Source organism: Kitasatospora sp. MY 5-36 (assembly GCF_001182915.1).
In the GTDB taxonomy this organism is placed as follows: Bacteria; Actinomycetota; Actinomycetes; order Streptomycetales; family Streptomycetaceae; genus Kitasatospora.
The window spans coordinates 1-15,859 of record NZ_LFVW01000043.1; the positions used below are offsets into that span (position 1 = coordinate 1).

Here is a 15,859-nt window from a genome sequence, read left to right on the forward strand (position 1 = left end):
GCTGGAGGCGGAGCGCAAGGAGGCCGAGAAGCAGGCCCAGGCCGAAAAGCAGAAGCAGGACTCGATCGCCGCGCTCGAGGAGGAGATCAAGAAGGCGAAGGAGGACAGCGACAACGTCAGCTACCTCTACCACCTGTTCTCCGAGAGCGTCCACCTGACCCTGGACGTCATCGGCGGCGCGGGCGGCGTTATCGCCCCCGGCCTCGCCGACGTCGCCGACCTCATCAACTGCGCCTACTACGCCGTCGAGGGCCGCACCGCCGACGCGCTCACCTCCTGCATCGGCGCGATCCCCTTCATCGGCGACGGTGCCGCCGTCGCCAAACTCGCCCAGTGGGCCAAGAAGTTCGGGTCCTGGGGCGAGAAGGCCGTCGAGTTCATCCAGAAGCTCGTCAACCGGCTCCCTCCGTCGTGCCCCCGACTCCGGATGAACAGTTTCCCGGCCGGCACCCACGTCCTGATGGCGGACGGATCCACTCGTAGGATCGAGACCGTCAAGGCAGGGGACAAGGTTCTCGCCACCGACCCCACGACCGGAGTGACTGGACCCCGTCGGGTCTCTGCGGCCATCTATACCCCGGACGACCGTGGCTTCACCGACATCTCGCTGGGCTCCGGAAAGTCCCTGACCAGCACCGACCACCACCCCTTCTGGTCCGAGAGCCAGAAGCAGTGGATCGACGCCGTGGACCTCAGGGTCGGCGACGAACTGCGCGACCCGGCCGGACGGCCCCAGCGCATCGAGGCCGTCCGGCATCGGAGCACGCTCCAGCCCGCCTACAACCTCACCGTCGACGACCTCCACACGTACTACGTACTGGCGGGCGGCGTGCCGGTCCTGGTCCACAACGACAACGCCTGGCAGGTGCCGGACGATTTCGTCATCATTCGCGGCGGGCAGAGCCCGATGCCGGATTCTGGTGTCGAATTCTCCGGTTCAATGGGTAGTTCGGTGAACGAAGCTGGCGCCGGCGTCCCGCATGGTAGCCTTCGCGCAACGACGGCCGGCGCAATTCGGGCGGCCGGCGGTACTGTGGTGTACGCGCCCGAGCCGATCGCCGGCGCGGGCTCTCCGCTCAACTACAACCACGTGAACGTCACGCTCGGAAGCAGTGATCCGTTCGGTGCCATTGAGTCCAATCCTGTGCCGAAGGCCGGCCGGCTGGCTCCTGACGCGCTCGGAGTTCCGCGGTGCTGACCAGGTAGACCACCAGCCGAGAGGGGTGCTGATGCCCAGAGTCGCACCATGGGGTCCGGGCGACACCACCGGCGGACCCGTGGACGAGATATTCGCTGCTTTGCGAGAGGCTTTCTCGGGCCTTCGAGTCGAACGATTGTCGGCTGCTCGCGCCAGTGACGACGAAAATGTCTGGTTTATTTCCCGGAAGGAAGGTGTAGAATTGCAGTTGGATTCTGCACCGAATGGCGAGCCGCCCTTTCTGCTTGAATCCGAGAGTGCGAGGGATCGGGCGGACGGGGTTGGTCCAGCCATAGAGATCCTGACTGGATGGTTGAGCGCCTGAATCGCGCCCGAGGGTCCCACCGCGAGGTTTCGCGGTGGGACCCTCGGGCGTTTTTCGGTAACAGCGGAGGCCTATGCCTGGTGGGGGCAGCCGGCGGTGCTCCGCCGGCTGCCCGCGGTTCCACCGGTGGCGCCGTTACAGGCGGCTGAGGCGCTCGGCCAGGGTGCGGGCGTGGGTGGCGGCGGTGGGGCCGCGGGTGGGGTCGGGGGCTTCGGAGAGGAAGACCAGGGCGAGCATCAGGGCGGCGTCGAGGCGGCAGGCGAGGAGGGTGGGTTCGTCCTCGGCCGGGACGGGGGCGAGGGTGGCGTAGCCGGCGCGGAGGGCGGGGAGGTCGAGGTCGTTCTCGGGGTAGCGGGCGTATTCGGCGAGGCGGCCGAACTCGAGGGCGGGGGTGCCGAGGAGGGCGTTGGACCAGTCCAGGAGGGCGGTGGTGCGGCCCTGGTGGCGGCGGATGTTGGAGCTGCGGACGTCGAGGTGGAGGAGGCTGGTCCCGGTGAGGGGGGAGAGGTGCCGGGCGAGGAGGTCGGGGGCCGGGGGCTCGGGCCAGTCGGCGACGAGGCGGGCGAGTTCGGCCCAGCGGCGGCCTATCCGGGTGGTGAGGACCTCGGCGGTGGTGCCGCCCTCGGCGGCGACGGGGTGCAGTGGCGGCGGGGGTGCCTGGTGGAGCCGGGCGAGGAGCCGGCCGAGGGCGTGGGAGTCGAGCGGGGTGCCGTCGTCGGGGACGTAGTCGGAGAGCAGCACGTCGGGGGAGTCGGGGTCGTCGGCGAGGACGAGTTCCCGGGCGCGGGCGACGGGCAGGCCGTGTTCGGCCAGGTGCCGGGCGATGGCGTGCTCCTGGACGAGCAGGGCGCGGGTGTCCACGTGCGGGTCGTTGGCGTTGGAGTCGAAGCGGTGGTGCGCGAGCCGTACGGCGACCGGTTCGCCGTCCCCGGCCCGGGCCCGGAAGACGGTGAACTCCAGGCCCTTGCCGACGAGTTCCAGGCCGTTCAGGCCCCACTGTCCGGCCAGTCGGTCCAGTACGGCGAAACGCTCACTCATGGTGCATCCTCGGTGGTCTTGCGACGGTCGGTCACCCTGCTGTCCCTCAGCAGGGCGTAGGCGATCGGCAGGCAGGTCAGCAGGGTAACCACGCCGCCGAGGGCGAAGGCGGCGCGCGGCCCGGCCGAGGCGCTCACCCGGCCGAAGACCAGCGCGCCGAGGGGCATGGTGCCCCAGGCGAAGAGCCGGTAGACGCCGGTGGCCCGGCCGAGCATCCGGTCCGGGATGATCGTCTGGCGCAGGGAGACGGCGACGACGTTCCAGACCATCAGGGCGAAGCCGGTGACGCCGTAGGCGACGGCGACCACGGGGACCCGGTCGGTGGCGGCCACCGCCAGGCCGGCGGCGCCCATCAGGGCCAGGTTGCCGACCAGCGCGGGGACCCGGCCGACCGCCTTGCTGAGCCGGCCGGCGACCGCGCCGCCGATCACGCCGCCGACCGCCCCGGCGGCCAGCAGCGCCCCGTACGCGGCGTCCGGGAGTTCCAGCACCTCGCGGACCAGGATCACGAAGACGGCGATCTGGCCCAGGTAGACGGCGTTGATGACCCCGGCGGAGACGGTCAGGGCGCGCAGCAGCGGATCGCGGAGGACGAAGGCGACTCCCTCGCGGATGTCGGCCAGCAGGCGGGGTTTCCCGGCGCCCGGCCCGGGTTCGGCGGCAGGCCCGGATTCAGGCCCGGATTCAGGCCCGGATTCAGGCCCGGACTCGGGCACCGGCCCGCGCACGCCGCGCAGCAGCAGCGCGGAGGCCAGGAAGGAGACCGCGTCGATCACCAGCGGGACGGCCCGGCCGACCGTGAACAGCACGCCGCCGACGACCTGCCCGAGCAGGTCGCGGCCGACGGTCTGGACGGCGAAGAGCCGGCCGTTCGCCGACTCCAGCCGGTCCTTGGGCACGACGCTCGGCAGCAGCGCGAAGGACGCGCAGTCGAACAGCACCTCGCCGACGCCCAGCAGGAACGCGGAGGTGAGCAGCGGCCAGAAGGTCAGCCGGTCGGCGGCGAGCAGCAGGACGGTGAGGACCAGCACCGCGGCGCGCAGCAGGTCGGCGAGGACCATCAGCAGGCGCCGCTCGAAGCGGTCGGCGTACGCCCCGGCGGGCAGGGCGAACAGCAGCCAGGGCACCGTGGTCGCGGCGGTGACGGCGGACACCTGGAAGGCGTCGTCCAGCACCGCGGTGGAGAGCAGCGGCAGCGCGGCGAAGCGCATGCCGTCACCGACCGCGGAGGAGGCGGCGGCGCCGAGGACCCGGTGGTAGCCGGAGGAGGGGCGGACGGCGGTGTCGGTGCTCATCCGCGCGGCTCCGCGGCGGGGTTCCCGGCCGAGAAGACGGCGCAGCGCAGTTCGCTGGTGTACCGCCGACCGTCCACGTCCAGCCAGCGCTGGTCGGGGGCGGGCAGCATCTCGGAGACCTCCAGGGTGCCCTCGGCTCGGGCGGCCAGCCGGCCCAGCTGCCGGACCAGCAGCGGGGACTCCCAGTCGACGTAGACCGGCTTGGGCTCGCCGGGGACCTTGACGAAGACGTGCCGGGGCAGCCGGTGCTCGGCGCGCAGCCGGCAGGCGGCGACGAACAGCGCGGCGTCGTCCCGGCCGGTCTGGCGGCCGAAGGCGGCGGTGTCGCGCAGCCGGGCGGCGGGGATGCGCCAGGTCTCGCGCTGCAGCACGACGCGGCCGCAGCGGATGCGCGGGATGTGCGCCAGGTCGGGGGCGTCCAGTCCGGCGCCGCCGAAGTGGCGGGGGAAGGCGAACGGGGAGAGCGGGTCCTGCCGGATGCTCGGGCCGCCGGCCGGGGGCGCCATCAGGCGCAGCCGGCCCTCGACGCCGTGGGCGCGCAGCTCCAGCCGGCCGTCGCGCAGCACCAGGTAGAGCTGGGAGGGCTGCAGCACCCGGTCGCGGGACTGCGCGGAGCGGCCGTAGACCTCCAGGTCGTGGCAGGGGTAGACGAGTTGGGTGGAGGACTTGTCGGGGTGGCCGCGGGACAGGTTGGCGAGCACCTCGTCGTCGGCGAGCAGGGACTGGTAGCCGCGGTACACCTCGGAGAGCAGTTCGGGGGTGTGCTCCTGGATCAGCGGGCCGAAGCTGGTGTGGGTGATGACCTCCCGCACCGCGTGGCAGTCGCCGATGACGGCGGTGAACCGGCCCTCGGCCAGGTCCTCCCGGCTCCGCGCGGCGAACAGGATGTCCGGGTCGCAGACGGCGGGCGGGCTGCTCGGCTGGGCGGCGAGGACGGCGGCCATCCGCTCCCGGTCGACCACGACCTCGGAGCGGTCCGGGTCGGTGGCGGCCTCGCCGAGCAGGGCGGCGCCGATCTCCCGGTCCAGTTCGGCGAGTTCGGCCTCGACGGCGAGGCACTCGCGGGCGATGGCGTCGCGGTCGCGGAAGAACTCGGCGTAGAGGACGTCCAGCGGGATCTCCACGCCGGGGCCGAACCGGTCGGCCACCCACCGGGTGAGGATGACCAGTTCGCGCCGCATCCGCAGGCGCGGGCCGGCCAGCACGGTCTCGTACACGATGGACAGTTCGTCGGTGATGAAGCGGGCGAGGTCCGGGCCGACGGTCAGGTCGGCGGGGCGGCCGCGGGCCTCCTCGAACAGGATGCTGCGGTCGGCGTAGTGCAGGCCGCTGTTGCGGTTGGCGGGGCCGCCGGTCAGCTGCTCGAACCGGGCCTTGCTCTCGGCGAGCGCGGCCGCGCGCTCGGGCAGCGGCAGGGCGGCGAAGCGGGTCAGGTCGGCCTCGAAGCCGTCGATCGCGGTGAGCAGCGGGTCGGCCAGCGGGGCGGGGGCGGCGAGCAGTTGCTCGCGCAGGGCGGCCAGCGGCCGGTGGTCGCCGATCGGGATCTCGAACTCGACGACCACCCATTCGCGCTCGGCGAGTCCGGCGAGCACCTCGTCGAAGGGGACGGGGCAGCGCTGCTCGTCCTGCCAGGCCCGCCGCAGTTCGCTCAGGGTGCGTTCGCCGTCGCAGTGCTGCCACAGCCAGGCCTCGTACGGTTCGACCGGGCGCCCGCCGAGGTGCTGGAAGTCCCAGTCGGTGTCCAGGCCGTCGCGGGTGGTGAAGGCGTAGAGGTCGATCCGGCCGTCGCGCAGGAAGGACAGCGGGCGGCGCCGGGGGCGGGCGTGGTCGAGCAGGCCGGGGACGGCGGCGGCGCTCTGGGCGAGCTTCTCCGCGGCCCAGTGGCTGAACAGCGCGCGCCGTTCCAGCTCCCGCTCGCCGGACCAGGTGATGCCGGGGGCGGTGCCGACCCGGCCGGGGGTGAAGGGGCCGAAGTGCGAGTGGGTCTCGTTCTTGGTGGTGACCCGCTGGAGGTACATGGTGAGCAGGTCGGTCATCTTGCGGGTGCGCCGCCCGGTCGCGCCGTCGTGGGCGTCGAGCCAGGCGGCGAAGGTGGGGTAGGCGGAGTCGTTGGAGAGCAGCAGGACCTGCCGCAGCCGCTCGTCGCCGAAGGCCTCGACGACGGCGGCCCCGGCCCGGTCGAGGCGGTCCTGGTGCCGGGCGGCGAACCGGGTCTGCTCCTCGGCGAAGTGCCGGGCGGCGTCCTGGTAGGCGCGCAGGACGGCGGCCTCCTCGGCGGGCACGGCGGCGGCCGCGGCGGCCAGCTCGGGCTCGGGGACGGGCAGCAGGAACCCGGCGGGGGAGGACAGCCTGGCGGCGCCGGGCACCGGGTGGCGGCGCAGGGCGGCCTTGAACGCGTCGGCCAGCTCCTTCAGCCGCTGCCCGTGGGCGACGAGCTCCCGGGCCTCCTCGGCGGCGGCCGGGTCGGCCAGCGGCGCGAGCAGCTCCATCGGGAAGCCGGCCTGGCGGAGCACGACGACCGGCGCGAGCTGCCAGGGGACGCGCACCCCGGGCTCGGCGGCGGTCCGGGGATCGTTGACGGTGGTCACGGCCTCACCTGGGGGATCGAGTGGACGGGCGGACGGCGGTCGTGCAGGGAGTCCAGGACGGCGAGCGGGTCGGCGGGGAGCGCGGGCAGCAGGCCGGGGCTCGGCGCCCAGGGCTTGACCCGCACCCCGTGGTAGTCGGACCCGGCGGTGGCGACCAGGCCGAGCCGCCCGGCGGCCTCGGCGAGCCGGGCGCTGTCGGCCGGGGTGTGCCAGCTGGTCCACACCTCCAGTCCGGCCAGGCCGGCCGCGCGCAGCGGCGCCAGCAGTTCGGCGCACCGCGGGGCGTCCAGGCCGGCGGTGTGCGGGCCGGGGTGGGCGAGGACGGCGACGCCGCCCGCCCGCTCGATCCAGGACAGCACGTCCACCAGGTCGGGGTTGACGGGGTGTTCGACGTGCAGCGGCCGGCCCGGGCGGCACCAGTCGGCGATGAGGCGGGCGAACCGGTCGTCGCCGTCGGCGTACGGGGCGAACCGGGGGTCGTCCCCGGCGGCCTCCAGCAGCAGGGCCAGGTAGTCGTTGACGTAGGCCACCCGGTCGCCGCCGAGGCGCCGTTCGACGTCGGCCCGGGCGATCGGCACGCCGAGGGCGTGCGCCCGGTCGGTCCAGGTGCGCCACCAGGCCAGTTCGGCGTCGTGGAGGCGTCCGATCCGCTGCCGGAACGCCTCGTCGCCGGGGTCGACGAAGTAGGCGAGGCAGTGGGTCTCCTCACCGCGCCAGGTGGTGGTGATCTCGCAGGCCGGGACGACGGTGAGGCGCCCGGCGGCGGCCCGCTCGAAGGCGGCGACGCCCGCGAGGGTGTTGTGGTCCGTCACGGCGGCCACCCGCAGCCCGGCCTCGACGCACCGCCTCGCCAGGTCGGCCGGCGCCTCGTCCCCGTCCGAGTGCCGGGTGTGCAGGTGCAGGTCGACCGGGGTGGCCAGGGTCGCGGGCGCCCCCCGCATCAGCGGGACCTCCACGCCGACCGGGATCCCCACGCCGACCGGAATCCCCGCGCCGGCCGGGCCCCGCGCACCGGCAGGCTCCTCCGCATCAGCGGGCCCCGGGCAGGGTGCGCCGCCAGGAGGCGGCCAGCCAGCGCTCGTACTCGGGGCCGGACGGCTCGTCCACGACCAGGCAGAGCGGCTCGATGATCCGCCCCGCGCCGCCGGCCAGGCCGCCGTGCAGCATGGTCAGGTTGTGGCCGAGCAGCAGGTCGCAGTGCTCACCCGGGGCGAGCACCTCCCAGCGGCGGCGGAACCGCGCCCAGGTCAGGCCGGTGGCCATGAGCAGCTGGTGGCAGAAGAGCCGGGCCGCCTCGCCCCGGCACTCGCCGCAGGCGCACTCGCGGGCCAGCGGCACGGCGGCGGGGTAGCGCCGCCGCTCCTCCTTGGACAGGTCCGCCTCGCTGTGGTGGAAGGACAGGCCGTGCCAGAACGTCTCCTCCAGCCCGAGCATGGCGCCCACCGACGGGTAGGCGCAGCCGTGTTGGGGCTGGCGCTCCAGGCCGCGGCGCAGGTTGCCGCCGAGCCAGCGGGCCGCGCCGGCCACGGGGTCGTCGCCCCGGTCGATGCCGCGCCGCTCCAGCACCTCGTCGATCACGCCGAGCCAGTCGTAGTACGTGGTGACGCTCAGCCCCTCGCCGACCTCGGGCAGGAAGATGCCCTGGTACATCTTGTGCGCGGCGGTGGTGGTGTACCCGGAGTCGCCGTAGGTGCGCTGGGCCGGGTCCCAGTCGGGGGCGTCCTGGAGGCTGGGCGTCAGGTACGAGCAGTGCTGGCCGTCGTGGTGGGGCAGCAGGGTCCGGGTGGTGTAGCCCTCGGGGACGTAGGTCTGCTGCGCCTTGTCGACCTCCAGCCGCATCCGGGCGGGGGCGCCGCGGGCGATCAGCGCGGTGCGGACGCGCTCGACGATGCCGGTGGACAGCCGGCGGCTCTCCTCGACCCCGAGTCGCAGCCGGCCGATCCGGAAGACGGCGTAGCCGGTCCGGTGGATGACCTCGACGGCTCCGGCGGCGAGGGCGTCCAGCGCCCGCTCGCGCTCGGCGGGGGCCCCGGAGACCAGCGGGGTACAGTCGAACTGCGCTTCGTGGGGCGTGAATCTCACCGGTGCTCCAGGGGTGCGGAGGGGGTGCCGGGGGCCCAGGGCGCGAGTTCGGCCGGGGCGACCTCGGTGCGGAACAGGAACTCGAAGAGCAGCCGGGCGGCGATCTGCGCGGTGCCGCCGGACGGGTCGTAGCGGGGCGCGATCTCGGCGATGTCGACGGCGCCGACGGGCAGCGCCCGCAGCTCCTCGTAGACGTCGAGGAGGTCGCCGATGCCGATGCCGCCCATGGTGACGTGCCCGGTGCCGGTCGCCGCGGCGCTGTCGAGCACGTCGATGTCGAGGGAGACGTAGACGGTGTCGCAGCGCGAGCCGAGCTCCTCGATGACGGGGCGCAGGGCCGCGGCGGCGCCGTCCCGGGTGATCAGGGAGCCGGGGACGACGTGGAAGCCGCTGTCCAGCAGGCCGCGGAACTGGTCGTACTTGGTCACGTCCCCGACCCCGACGAAGGCGATGTCCTCCGGGCGCATCTGCGGGATCTCGCTGATCCGGCGGGAGTTGGAGCCGTGGTAGAGCGGCCCGTGCAGGGTGCTCCAGTTGCCGAAGTCGAAGTGGTGGTCGATGTTGATGAACCCCACCCGGCCGGCGCCGCGGTCCAGCCGGCCGGCGCGGAAGCCGGCGAAGGTGGGGAAGGTGCAGGAGTGGTCGCCGTTGAGGAAGATCAGCCGCGGGGCGTTCTGGCTGAGCCGGCGGCTCTCGGCGGCGACGGCCTGGAAGGTCTTGACGGTGTCCGTCGGGTAGATGTGGAGGTCTCCGGCGTCCGCGACGCGGGGCGCGTGGTAGCGGAAGGTCTGCCCGGTGCGGGTGTCCAGCATCCGCCACTGGCCGAGGCTGGTGAGGTAGCTGGAGAAGACCAGGCTGGCCTGGCGGACCGCCCGCGGCCCCTCGGCGGCGCCGGGCCGGGAGCTGGCGGTGGCGTCGTAGGGAACGCCGGACACCACCCAGCCCGTCTCGCCCACGTCCACCTGGTCGGCGCTGGTGGTGGGGGCGCCGAAGAGGGTGCCGACGCCGGCCCAGCCGGGCAGCGGGTCCTGCTCGAAGTCCTCCGGCTTGACGCTGGTGCGGAGGGCCTCGAAGTCGGGGAGCTCGGTCATGTCAGTTCTCCTGCGCGGCGGGCGTGACGGACAGGCCGGGGACGGCGGGGGCCGGGGCGGCGGGCAGCGGGTCGCGGATGATGGCGTGCGCCGCGGCGATCTTCTCCTGGAACAGGTCCCAGCTGTCCTCGGGGGACAGGTGCCGGGGCCGGTAGACGACCGGGGCGTCCTCCCGCCAGTCCGCGAAGTCCCAGTTGAAGATGCGCTCGCGCAGCCTGGGGAAGTCCGGGGTGAGCGGGTACGGGACGAAGTTGTAGAGGTTGAAGAGCCACAGCGCCGATTCGTTCTCCCGCATCCAGCTGACGGTCTGGCCGTGCGCGGCCTCCGTCTCCTCGTCCAGGCCGCCCATCATGTTGAGGACGATCTTCAGCCCGGCGTCGCTGAGTTGACGGATCTTCGAAGTGTAGTCGTCCAGGCCGCGGGAGAGCTTGTTGAGGCGCTTGAGCATCTGCGAGTCGGCCGACTCGAAGCCGAGCTCCACGGCGACGACGCCGAGTTCGAGCATGGCCTCGACGATCCACTCCTTCACCTGCATCACGTGGGTCTGCACGATGAAGCGGTAGCCGGGGCGGTCGCGGAAGACGTCCAGCAGGTTGCCGACGGCCTCGCGGGACTGGCCGAAGGTCTTGTCGCCGATGTAGAAGAGCCGGGTGTCGGGGAACCGGCTGGTCAGCTCGTCGACCTCCTGGGCGAGCGCGTCCTTGGCGACCAGGGTGAGCTGCTTGCTCCAGGCGTCGCCGCAGAACGAGCACTGGTACAGGCAGCCGTGGCTGGCGTTGAGCCGCAGCAGCGGGACCCGGCCCTGGTAGCCGCCGAGGTGGCGGTAGTCCGGCGCCCAGGTGATCCGGTCGGACACCAGCCCGGGCAGCAGCGGCTTCTCCAGGCTGCCGCCGGACCCGGAGGCGAGTTCGACGAGCCGGCGCACGAAGGTGGCGTCGAGCTGGCCGCGGTGCACGGCGTGCACGGCGCCGTCGGGGGCGAGCGGGGCCATGTTGCCGCCGAGGACGACGCGCCGGCCGGCGTGCTCCAGCCGCTTGGCCACCTCCAGCGCGAGCCGGAGGTTCTGGGCGAGCGGGGACATCAGGACCAGGTCGCCGGGGGCGGTCGCCTCCAGCAGCGGCTCGGCGCAGTGCTCCGGCTCGGCCGGGGTCCTGGACAGGTCGCGGAAGACGGAGTCCAGGCCCGCGGTGTTCAGCAGGGCGGTCAGGTGGGCGACCCAGAGCGGCATCTCCCACAGGCCGTCGGTCGGGATGAAGTACTCGGGCAGCATGGCCCGGAAGCGCCGGTCGTAGTCGTCGTAGTAGCGGGCGAGGTTCGGGTCGGGGTCGTGGCTGGAGGGGAAGGGCAACTGGACGATGCAGCTCTTGGTCATGGCGGTGCCTTCGGTCGGTGAGGGCGTGGGGTCCTCGACGTGGAGCACTCAGTGGGGACGGCGCGAGAAGACCGCACAGCGCAGCTCGCTGGTGTGACGTTCTCCGTCGATGTCGAGCCAGAGGTGCTCCGGGGCGGGGAGCATTTCGCTGAACTCCAGAGCGGCGGCCGTCTTCCGGGCGAGCCGGAAGACCTGCCGGACGATGAGGGGGGATTCCCAGTCGACGTAGACCGGTTTCGGCTCGCCGGGGATCTTCAGGAAGCCGCGGCGCGGCAGGCCGAGTTCGCGGCGCAGCCGGCGGGCGGCGGCGAACTCCGGGGCGTCGCCCTTGGAGCGGTGGACGCCGGGGCTCCAACCGCGCAGGGCCTCGGCGGGGACGCGCCAGCGCTCCCGGTGCAGCACGATCCGGCCGCAGCGGATGCGGGGCACGTGGTCGCGGTCCCGGTCGCGGACGCCGACGCCGCCGAAGTGGCGGGGGAAGGCGAACGGGGAGAGCGGGTCCTGGCGGATGCTGGGGCCGCCCGCCAGCGGGGCGAGCAGCTTGAGCCGGCCGGCCAGTCCGTGGGCGCGCAGCTCCAGCCGGTCGGCGGTGGCCAGCAGGTACAGCGCGCCGGGCTGGAGGACGTCGCCGCGGGCCTTCGGGGAGAGCCCGTACACCTCCAGGTCCGGGCAGGGGTAGGTGAGTTGGGCGCCGGTCTTGTCGGGGTGCGAGCGGGAGAGGTCGACCAGCACCTCGTCCTCGTCGAGCAGTCCCCGGTAGCGGTCGTGGACCGCGTCGAGGAGTTCGGGCGCCTCGGCCTGGAGCATCGAGGCGAAGCTGGAGTGGGTGAGCGCCTCGCGGACGGCGTGGCAGTCCCCGACGACGGCGAGGAAGTCGCCGCGGCCGATCGCGGCGGCGTCCGGGGCGGCGAGCATGACGTCCGGGTTGCACAGCGCGGGCGGGGTGTCGGGGTGGCGGGCGAGCAGCTCCTCCAGCCGGGCCCGGTCGACGACGCTCTCGGAGCGGCCGTCCTCGGCGCCGTCCAGCAGCAGGTCGACGACCTCCCGGTCGAGCGCCGCGATCTCCCGGTCCACCTCCTCGCACTCGGCGGCGAGCAACGGCTTGTCGGCGAAGAAGGCGGCGTAGAAGTCCGGCAGCGGTACGGGCGTGCCGGTGCCGAAGCGCCGTGCCGTCCAGCGGTGCAGGATGTCCAGCTCGCGGCGGACGCGCAGCCGGGGGACGAGCAGCGTCAGGTCGTAGACCACGGACAGCTCGCGGCCGATCAGGGCGGCGACGTCGGGGCCGAGGACGACGTCCCTGACCGGGCTGTACGCCTCCTCGTAGAGGATGCTCCGGTCCGCGTAGTGCCGGCCCTCGGAGCGGTTGGCGGCGGAGCCGGTGACCTCCTCGAAGGCCTGCTTGAGCTCGCCGAGCAGGGCCGCGCGCCGCTCCGTCGGGCCCTCGGCGAAGCGGCGCAGCCCGTCCTGGAAGCGCCGCACCACGGCGAGGTCGGGGGAGTCGTCGGCGAGCTGTCCGGCGAGTTCGCGCAGGACGTCGGTGGCCCCGATCGGGATCTCCCGGCGGCCGATCAGCCAGTCCTGGTCGACGAGTTCGGCGAGCACCCGGTCGAAGTCGCGGTCGGCCGGGCGGTCCGGGCGGTCGGCCCAGGCGGCGCGCAGCCAGGCGACCGTGCGCTCGCCGTCGCAGTGCTCCCAGAGCCAGGACCGGTCGGCGTCGAAGGTGTCGGCCTTCACCGCGACGAAGCGCCAGCCGTCCGGCATGCCGGTGGTGCTCTCGAACGCGTACAGCCGGACGACGGGGCCCTCGGCGAAGGCGAGGGGCCGCCGGCGGGGGCGCACCGCCTCGAAGGCCTCCGGCCGGGCGCTGAAGACCTCGGCCATCGCCTCGCCCGCCCAGTGGCTGAGCAGGGCGATCCGGCGCAGCGGGCCGGTGGACCAGCCGACGCCGGGGGCGGCGCCCTCCGGTGCGGTCCGGGCGACGGCGAGGGGGCCGAAGTGCGAGTGGGTCTCGTTCTTGGTGGTGACCCGCTGGAGGTACATGGCGAGCAGGTCGGTCATCCGCTTGACGTGGCCGTCCGACCCGGCGCCGCCGGAGGCGAGCCAGGCGGTGAACTCCTCGAAGCGGGCGTCGTTGGACAGCAGCAGGACCTGCTGGAGGGAGGGTTCGCGGAACAGGTCCACGACGGTCCGGCGGGCGTCGGCGAGGGCGGCGCCGTGCTCCCGCTCGAAGGCCTCCCAGTGGCCGTCCAGGGCCTGCACCGCGTCCTGGTAGCGCTTGGCCGAGTCCAGGGCGGCCGGGCCGAGTTCGGCTTCGAGCCGGGCGAGGTCGGCGGGCGGGAAGGGGCGGAGCATGCCGACGCCGGAGGCGAGGTCGCCCCGGGTGCCGGCCCGCTCGGCGCGCAGGTCGGCCTTCAACCGCCGCCCCAGCTCGACGGCTTCGTCCCGCAGGTCGAGGACGGCGTCGGCGACCCGGGCGGTCGAGGGGGCGACGACGCGGTCCAGCAGCGAGAGCGGGTAGCCCGCGTGGCGCAGCATCGCGACCGGGGCGAGGGACCACCCCGGGCCGCCGTCCGCCCCGGTGGCCGGGGTGCGGTCGCCTCCCGTCGGAGGTCGCGCGCCGTCCGGACGCGGCTTCGGCTCGTCCATGATCGCCCCCTTGTGGCTGACTTGATCACGACAGTTCGTGACCATAACAACGTGTCGAGGGGGCGTTCAATAACGATGTGGTCAACGCAATGATTTCCGGCCGAGATTGACCGGTCGTCAGCCGAAATCCGTGGTGGTGCTCCAAGGTCCGACGATTGGGATGGCTGCAAACGGCCTGTTTCGACCCGAACGTGACGCTCGCTCAGGGACTGGGCCCCGCCGGCTCAGGCCGCGGTACGGGCGTACGCGGTCAGCCAGTTGAGGTCGCGGTGCCCGGCGCCGTAGCGCTGCCGCTCGTTGACGACGCGGACGTCGGCCCCGGTGAAGCCGGCCGCCTCCAGCAGGCCGCGGACCCGGTCGGCGGTCTGGTAGCGGAAGAAGCGGGCGGCGTCGGCGCTGAAGGACTCGACGAACTCCTCCTCGCCCTCCCCCTCCTTGAAGCTGACGAACAGCGCCCCGCCGGGCCGCAGCACCCGGTGGAACTCGGCCAGCGCGGCCGCCACGTGCTCGTCCCTGAGGTGCAGCAGCGTCGCCTGGGACCAGACGCCCGCGAAGGAGGCGTCGGGGAGGTCCAGCGCGCACACGTCCATGCGCCGGAAGTCCAGGCCGGGGTGGAGCTCCCGGGCCCGGGCGACGAAGGGCTCGCTCAGGTCGACGCCGGTCACCGCCACGCCCCTGGCCGCCAGCAGGGCCGTGTCGCGGCCGAAGGCGCACCCGGCGTCCAGGACCGGCCCGGCCGGATCGGGGAGCATCCCGGTGAAGAGGTCGAGCTCCTCGTCCGGGACCATGCCCTTGGTGGCGGACTCGTACTTGTCGGCGCTGTGCTCGTAGGCGGCGATGGTGCGTGAGAGGTAGTCAAGCATGCCTGAAACCTACCCTCGTGGGGGTCGGAGCGGGCCGGAAGGTGGCGCCCCGGACGGGACGCCCCCTTCCGGGCCGGTCAGGACCGCGCGGCGAGCAGCGCGGCCAGCCCGTCCAGCCCCCGGTCGACGGTGGCCGGGTCGACCTGGCTGACGGAGAGCCGCAGTTGGTGCTCCCCGCCCGTTCCCGGATAGAAGTGCGACATCGGCGTCCAGATCACCCCGTACTCCGAGGCGGAGCGCTCCAGCAGCGCGTCGTCCACCACGCACGGCACCGTGAGTACCAGGAAGAACCCGCCGCGCGGCTCGTTCCAGGTCACCCCGCAGCCGGGCGGGAAGCGCCGGGCCAGGCCCTCCAGCACCAGCGCGAGGTTGCGCCGGTAGAGCGCGGCCACCTCGGTGTTGGCGGCCCGCAGGCTGTGGCCGTGCTCCAGCAGCGCGCCGCCGATCACGGCCTGGGCGATCGGCGAGGTGTTCACCGTGGTCATGCTCTTGATCATGCCGAGCAGGTCGGCGAACAGCCCGGTGCCGCCCTGCCCGTCCGCCACCAGCTGGTCCGCCACCACGTACCCGACCCGGGCGCCCGGCAGGGCCGTCTTGGCGAAGGAGCCGAGGTGGACCACCCGACGGTCGGTGTCCAGCGCCTTGAGCGAGGGCAGCCGCTCCTCGCCGGCGAACACGCAGTACGGGTTGTCCTCCAGCAGCAGGAAGTCCTCCTCGGAGGCCAGCGCCAGCAGCTCCCGGCGCAGCTCCAGCGGCAGGCTGGCCCCGCTCGGGTTGGCCACGTCCGGCACCAGGTAGAGCGCCCGCGGGCGCAGCCCCTCGGCCCGGGCGGCGGCCAGTTGGCGGCGCAGGTCGGCGAGGTCCACGCCGTCCGGGCCGTCGGCGACCGCCCGCACCGGCAGGTCGGCCAGCAGCGCCGCGCCGGTCAGCCCCACGTAGGTGGGGGAGACGGCCAGCACCACGTCCTCGGGGCCGCGGCGCAGCGCCCGCAGCACCAGGAACATCGCCTCCTGGCAGCCCACCGTCACCACGATCGACTCGGCGGGCACCTCGATGCCCTCGTCGGTGGCGAGGTGGGTGGCGATCAGCTCGTGGATGATCCCCTTGGTCCGCCCGTACTGGAGCACCTGCCGGCGGGCCGCCTCCTCCGTCAGCCCGCGCTCGGTGCGCAGGTGGTCGACGTAGCGGTCCAGGTGGCGATGGACGGCGTCCAGCTCGAAGAACTGCTCGGCCGGGCGGCCGGCCGCGAAGGAGACCGCCTCCGGGTAGCGGATGGAGATCTCGTTGAGCAGGTTCATCGAGGTCATCGCCGGGTCGGCGAGGGAGGTGTGCAGGCCCGCGAGCAGCAGGTCGTGCGGTGC

General features: G+C 73.6%; 11 protein-coding genes. 1 reads left to right on the top strand and 10 read right to left on the bottom strand.

What is annotated here, in order from left to right:
• Nucleotides 1-1,198: polymorphic toxin-type HINT domain-containing protein (locus AE652_RS44820; protein WP_049649744.1), on the top strand; the 1,198-nt coding region annotated here is incomplete at its 5' end.
• Nucleotides 1,199-1,658: 460 nt separating this feature from the next.
• On the opposite strand, the gene AE652_RS04185 is transcribed toward AE652_RS44820, so the two are convergent.
• The 10 genes from AE652_RS04185 to AE652_RS04230 form a co-directional block, all read right to left on the bottom strand.
• Entirely contained in the window at nucleotides 1,659-2,561 is a 903-nt protein-coding gene (locus AE652_RS04185; protein WP_049649745.1) for a phosphotransferase family protein, read from the bottom strand.
• Nucleotides 2,558-3,856: an MFS transporter gene (locus AE652_RS04190; protein WP_049649746.1), complete on the bottom strand. Its 1,299-nt coding sequence runs from the start codon at nucleotides 3,854-3,856 to the stop codon at nucleotides 2,558-2,560. The genes AE652_RS04185 and AE652_RS04190 overlap by 4 nt, the downstream gene beginning before the upstream one ends.
• The gene (locus AE652_RS04195) at nucleotides 3,853-6,444 is read right to left on the bottom strand and encodes a lantibiotic dehydratase (RefSeq protein ID WP_049649747.1); all 2,592 of its coding nucleotides are present in this window, start codon (nucleotides 6,442-6,444) and stop codon (nucleotides 3,853-3,855) included. Before AE652_RS04195 ends, AE652_RS04190 begins: the two co-directional genes overlap by 4 nt.
• The gene (locus tag AE652_RS04200) at nucleotides 6,441-7,418 is read right to left on the bottom strand and encodes a PHP domain-containing protein (protein ID WP_049649748.1); all 978 of its coding nucleotides are present in this window, start codon (nucleotides 7,416-7,418) and stop codon (nucleotides 6,441-6,443) included. Before AE652_RS04200 ends, AE652_RS04195 begins: the two co-directional genes overlap by 4 nt.
• 55 nt (nucleotides 7,419-7,473) lie before the next feature.
• The gene (locus AE652_RS04205) at nucleotides 7,474-8,526 is read right to left on the bottom strand and encodes a hypothetical protein (protein ID WP_049649749.1); all 1,053 of its coding nucleotides are present in this window, start codon (nucleotides 8,524-8,526) and stop codon (nucleotides 7,474-7,476) included.
• Nucleotides 8,523-9,617 carry an arginase family protein gene (locus tag AE652_RS04210; protein WP_049649750.1) on the bottom strand — a complete coding sequence of 365 codons (1,095 nt, stop codon included), beginning with the start codon at nucleotides 9,615-9,617 and terminating at the stop codon, nucleotides 8,523-8,525. The genes AE652_RS04205 and AE652_RS04210 overlap by 4 nt, the downstream gene beginning before the upstream one ends.
• Nucleotide 9,618: 1 nt before the next feature.
• Nucleotides 9,619-10,989 (bottom strand): radical SAM protein, encoded by a 1,371-nt coding sequence (locus tag AE652_RS04215; protein WP_049649751.1) that lies wholly within the window; start codon nucleotides 10,987-10,989, stop codon nucleotides 9,619-9,621.
• Between the two features lie 48 nt (nucleotides 10,990-11,037).
• The gene (locus tag AE652_RS04220) at nucleotides 11,038-13,635 is read right to left on the bottom strand and encodes a lantibiotic dehydratase (RefSeq protein ID WP_049649752.1); all 2,598 of its coding nucleotides are present in this window, start codon (nucleotides 13,633-13,635) and stop codon (nucleotides 11,038-11,040) included.
• A 224-nt stretch (nucleotides 13,636-13,859) separates the two neighbouring features.
• Entirely contained in the window at nucleotides 13,860-14,498 is a 639-nt protein-coding gene (locus AE652_RS04225; RefSeq protein ID WP_049649753.1) for a bifunctional 2-polyprenyl-6-hydroxyphenol methylase/3-demethylubiquinol 3-O-methyltransferase UbiG, read from the bottom strand.
• Between the two features lie 77 nt (nucleotides 14,499-14,575).
• Nucleotides 14,576-15,805, bottom strand: a complete 1,230-nt coding sequence (locus AE652_RS04230; RefSeq protein ID WP_082345225.1) for a PLP-dependent aminotransferase family protein — start codon at nucleotides 15,803-15,805, stop codon at nucleotides 14,576-14,578.
• Nucleotides 15,806-15,859: the final 54 nt, after the last annotated feature.

Excerpts from the sequence above, each read along its gene's own strand:
- AE652_RS04185 (WP_049649745.1), bottom strand. The coding sequence starts at position 2,561 with ATGAGTGAGCGTTTCGCCGTACTGGACCGACTGGCCGGACAGTGGGGC.
- AE652_RS04190 (WP_049649746.1), bottom strand. The coding sequence starts at position 3,856 with ATGAGCACCGACACCGCCGTCCGCCCCTCCTCCGGCTACCACCGGGTC.
- AE652_RS04210 (WP_049649750.1), bottom strand. The coding sequence starts at position 9,617 with ATGACCGAGCTCCCCGACTTCGAGGCCCTCCGCACCAGCGTCAAGCCG.
- AE652_RS04215 (WP_049649751.1), bottom strand. The coding sequence starts at position 10,989 with ATGACCAAGAGCTGCATCGTCCAGTTGCCCTTCCCCTCCAGCCACGAC.
- AE652_RS04220 (WP_049649752.1), bottom strand. The coding sequence starts at position 13,635 with ATGGACGAGCCGAAGCCGCGTCCGGACGGCGCGCGACCTCCGACGGGA.
- AE652_RS04225 (WP_049649753.1), bottom strand. The coding sequence starts at position 14,498 with ATGCTTGACTACCTCTCACGCACCATCGCCGCCTACGAGCACAGCGCC.
- AE652_RS04230 (WP_082345225.1), bottom strand. The coding sequence starts at position 15,805 with ATGACCTCGATGAACCTGCTCAACGAGATCTCCATCCGCTACCCGGAG.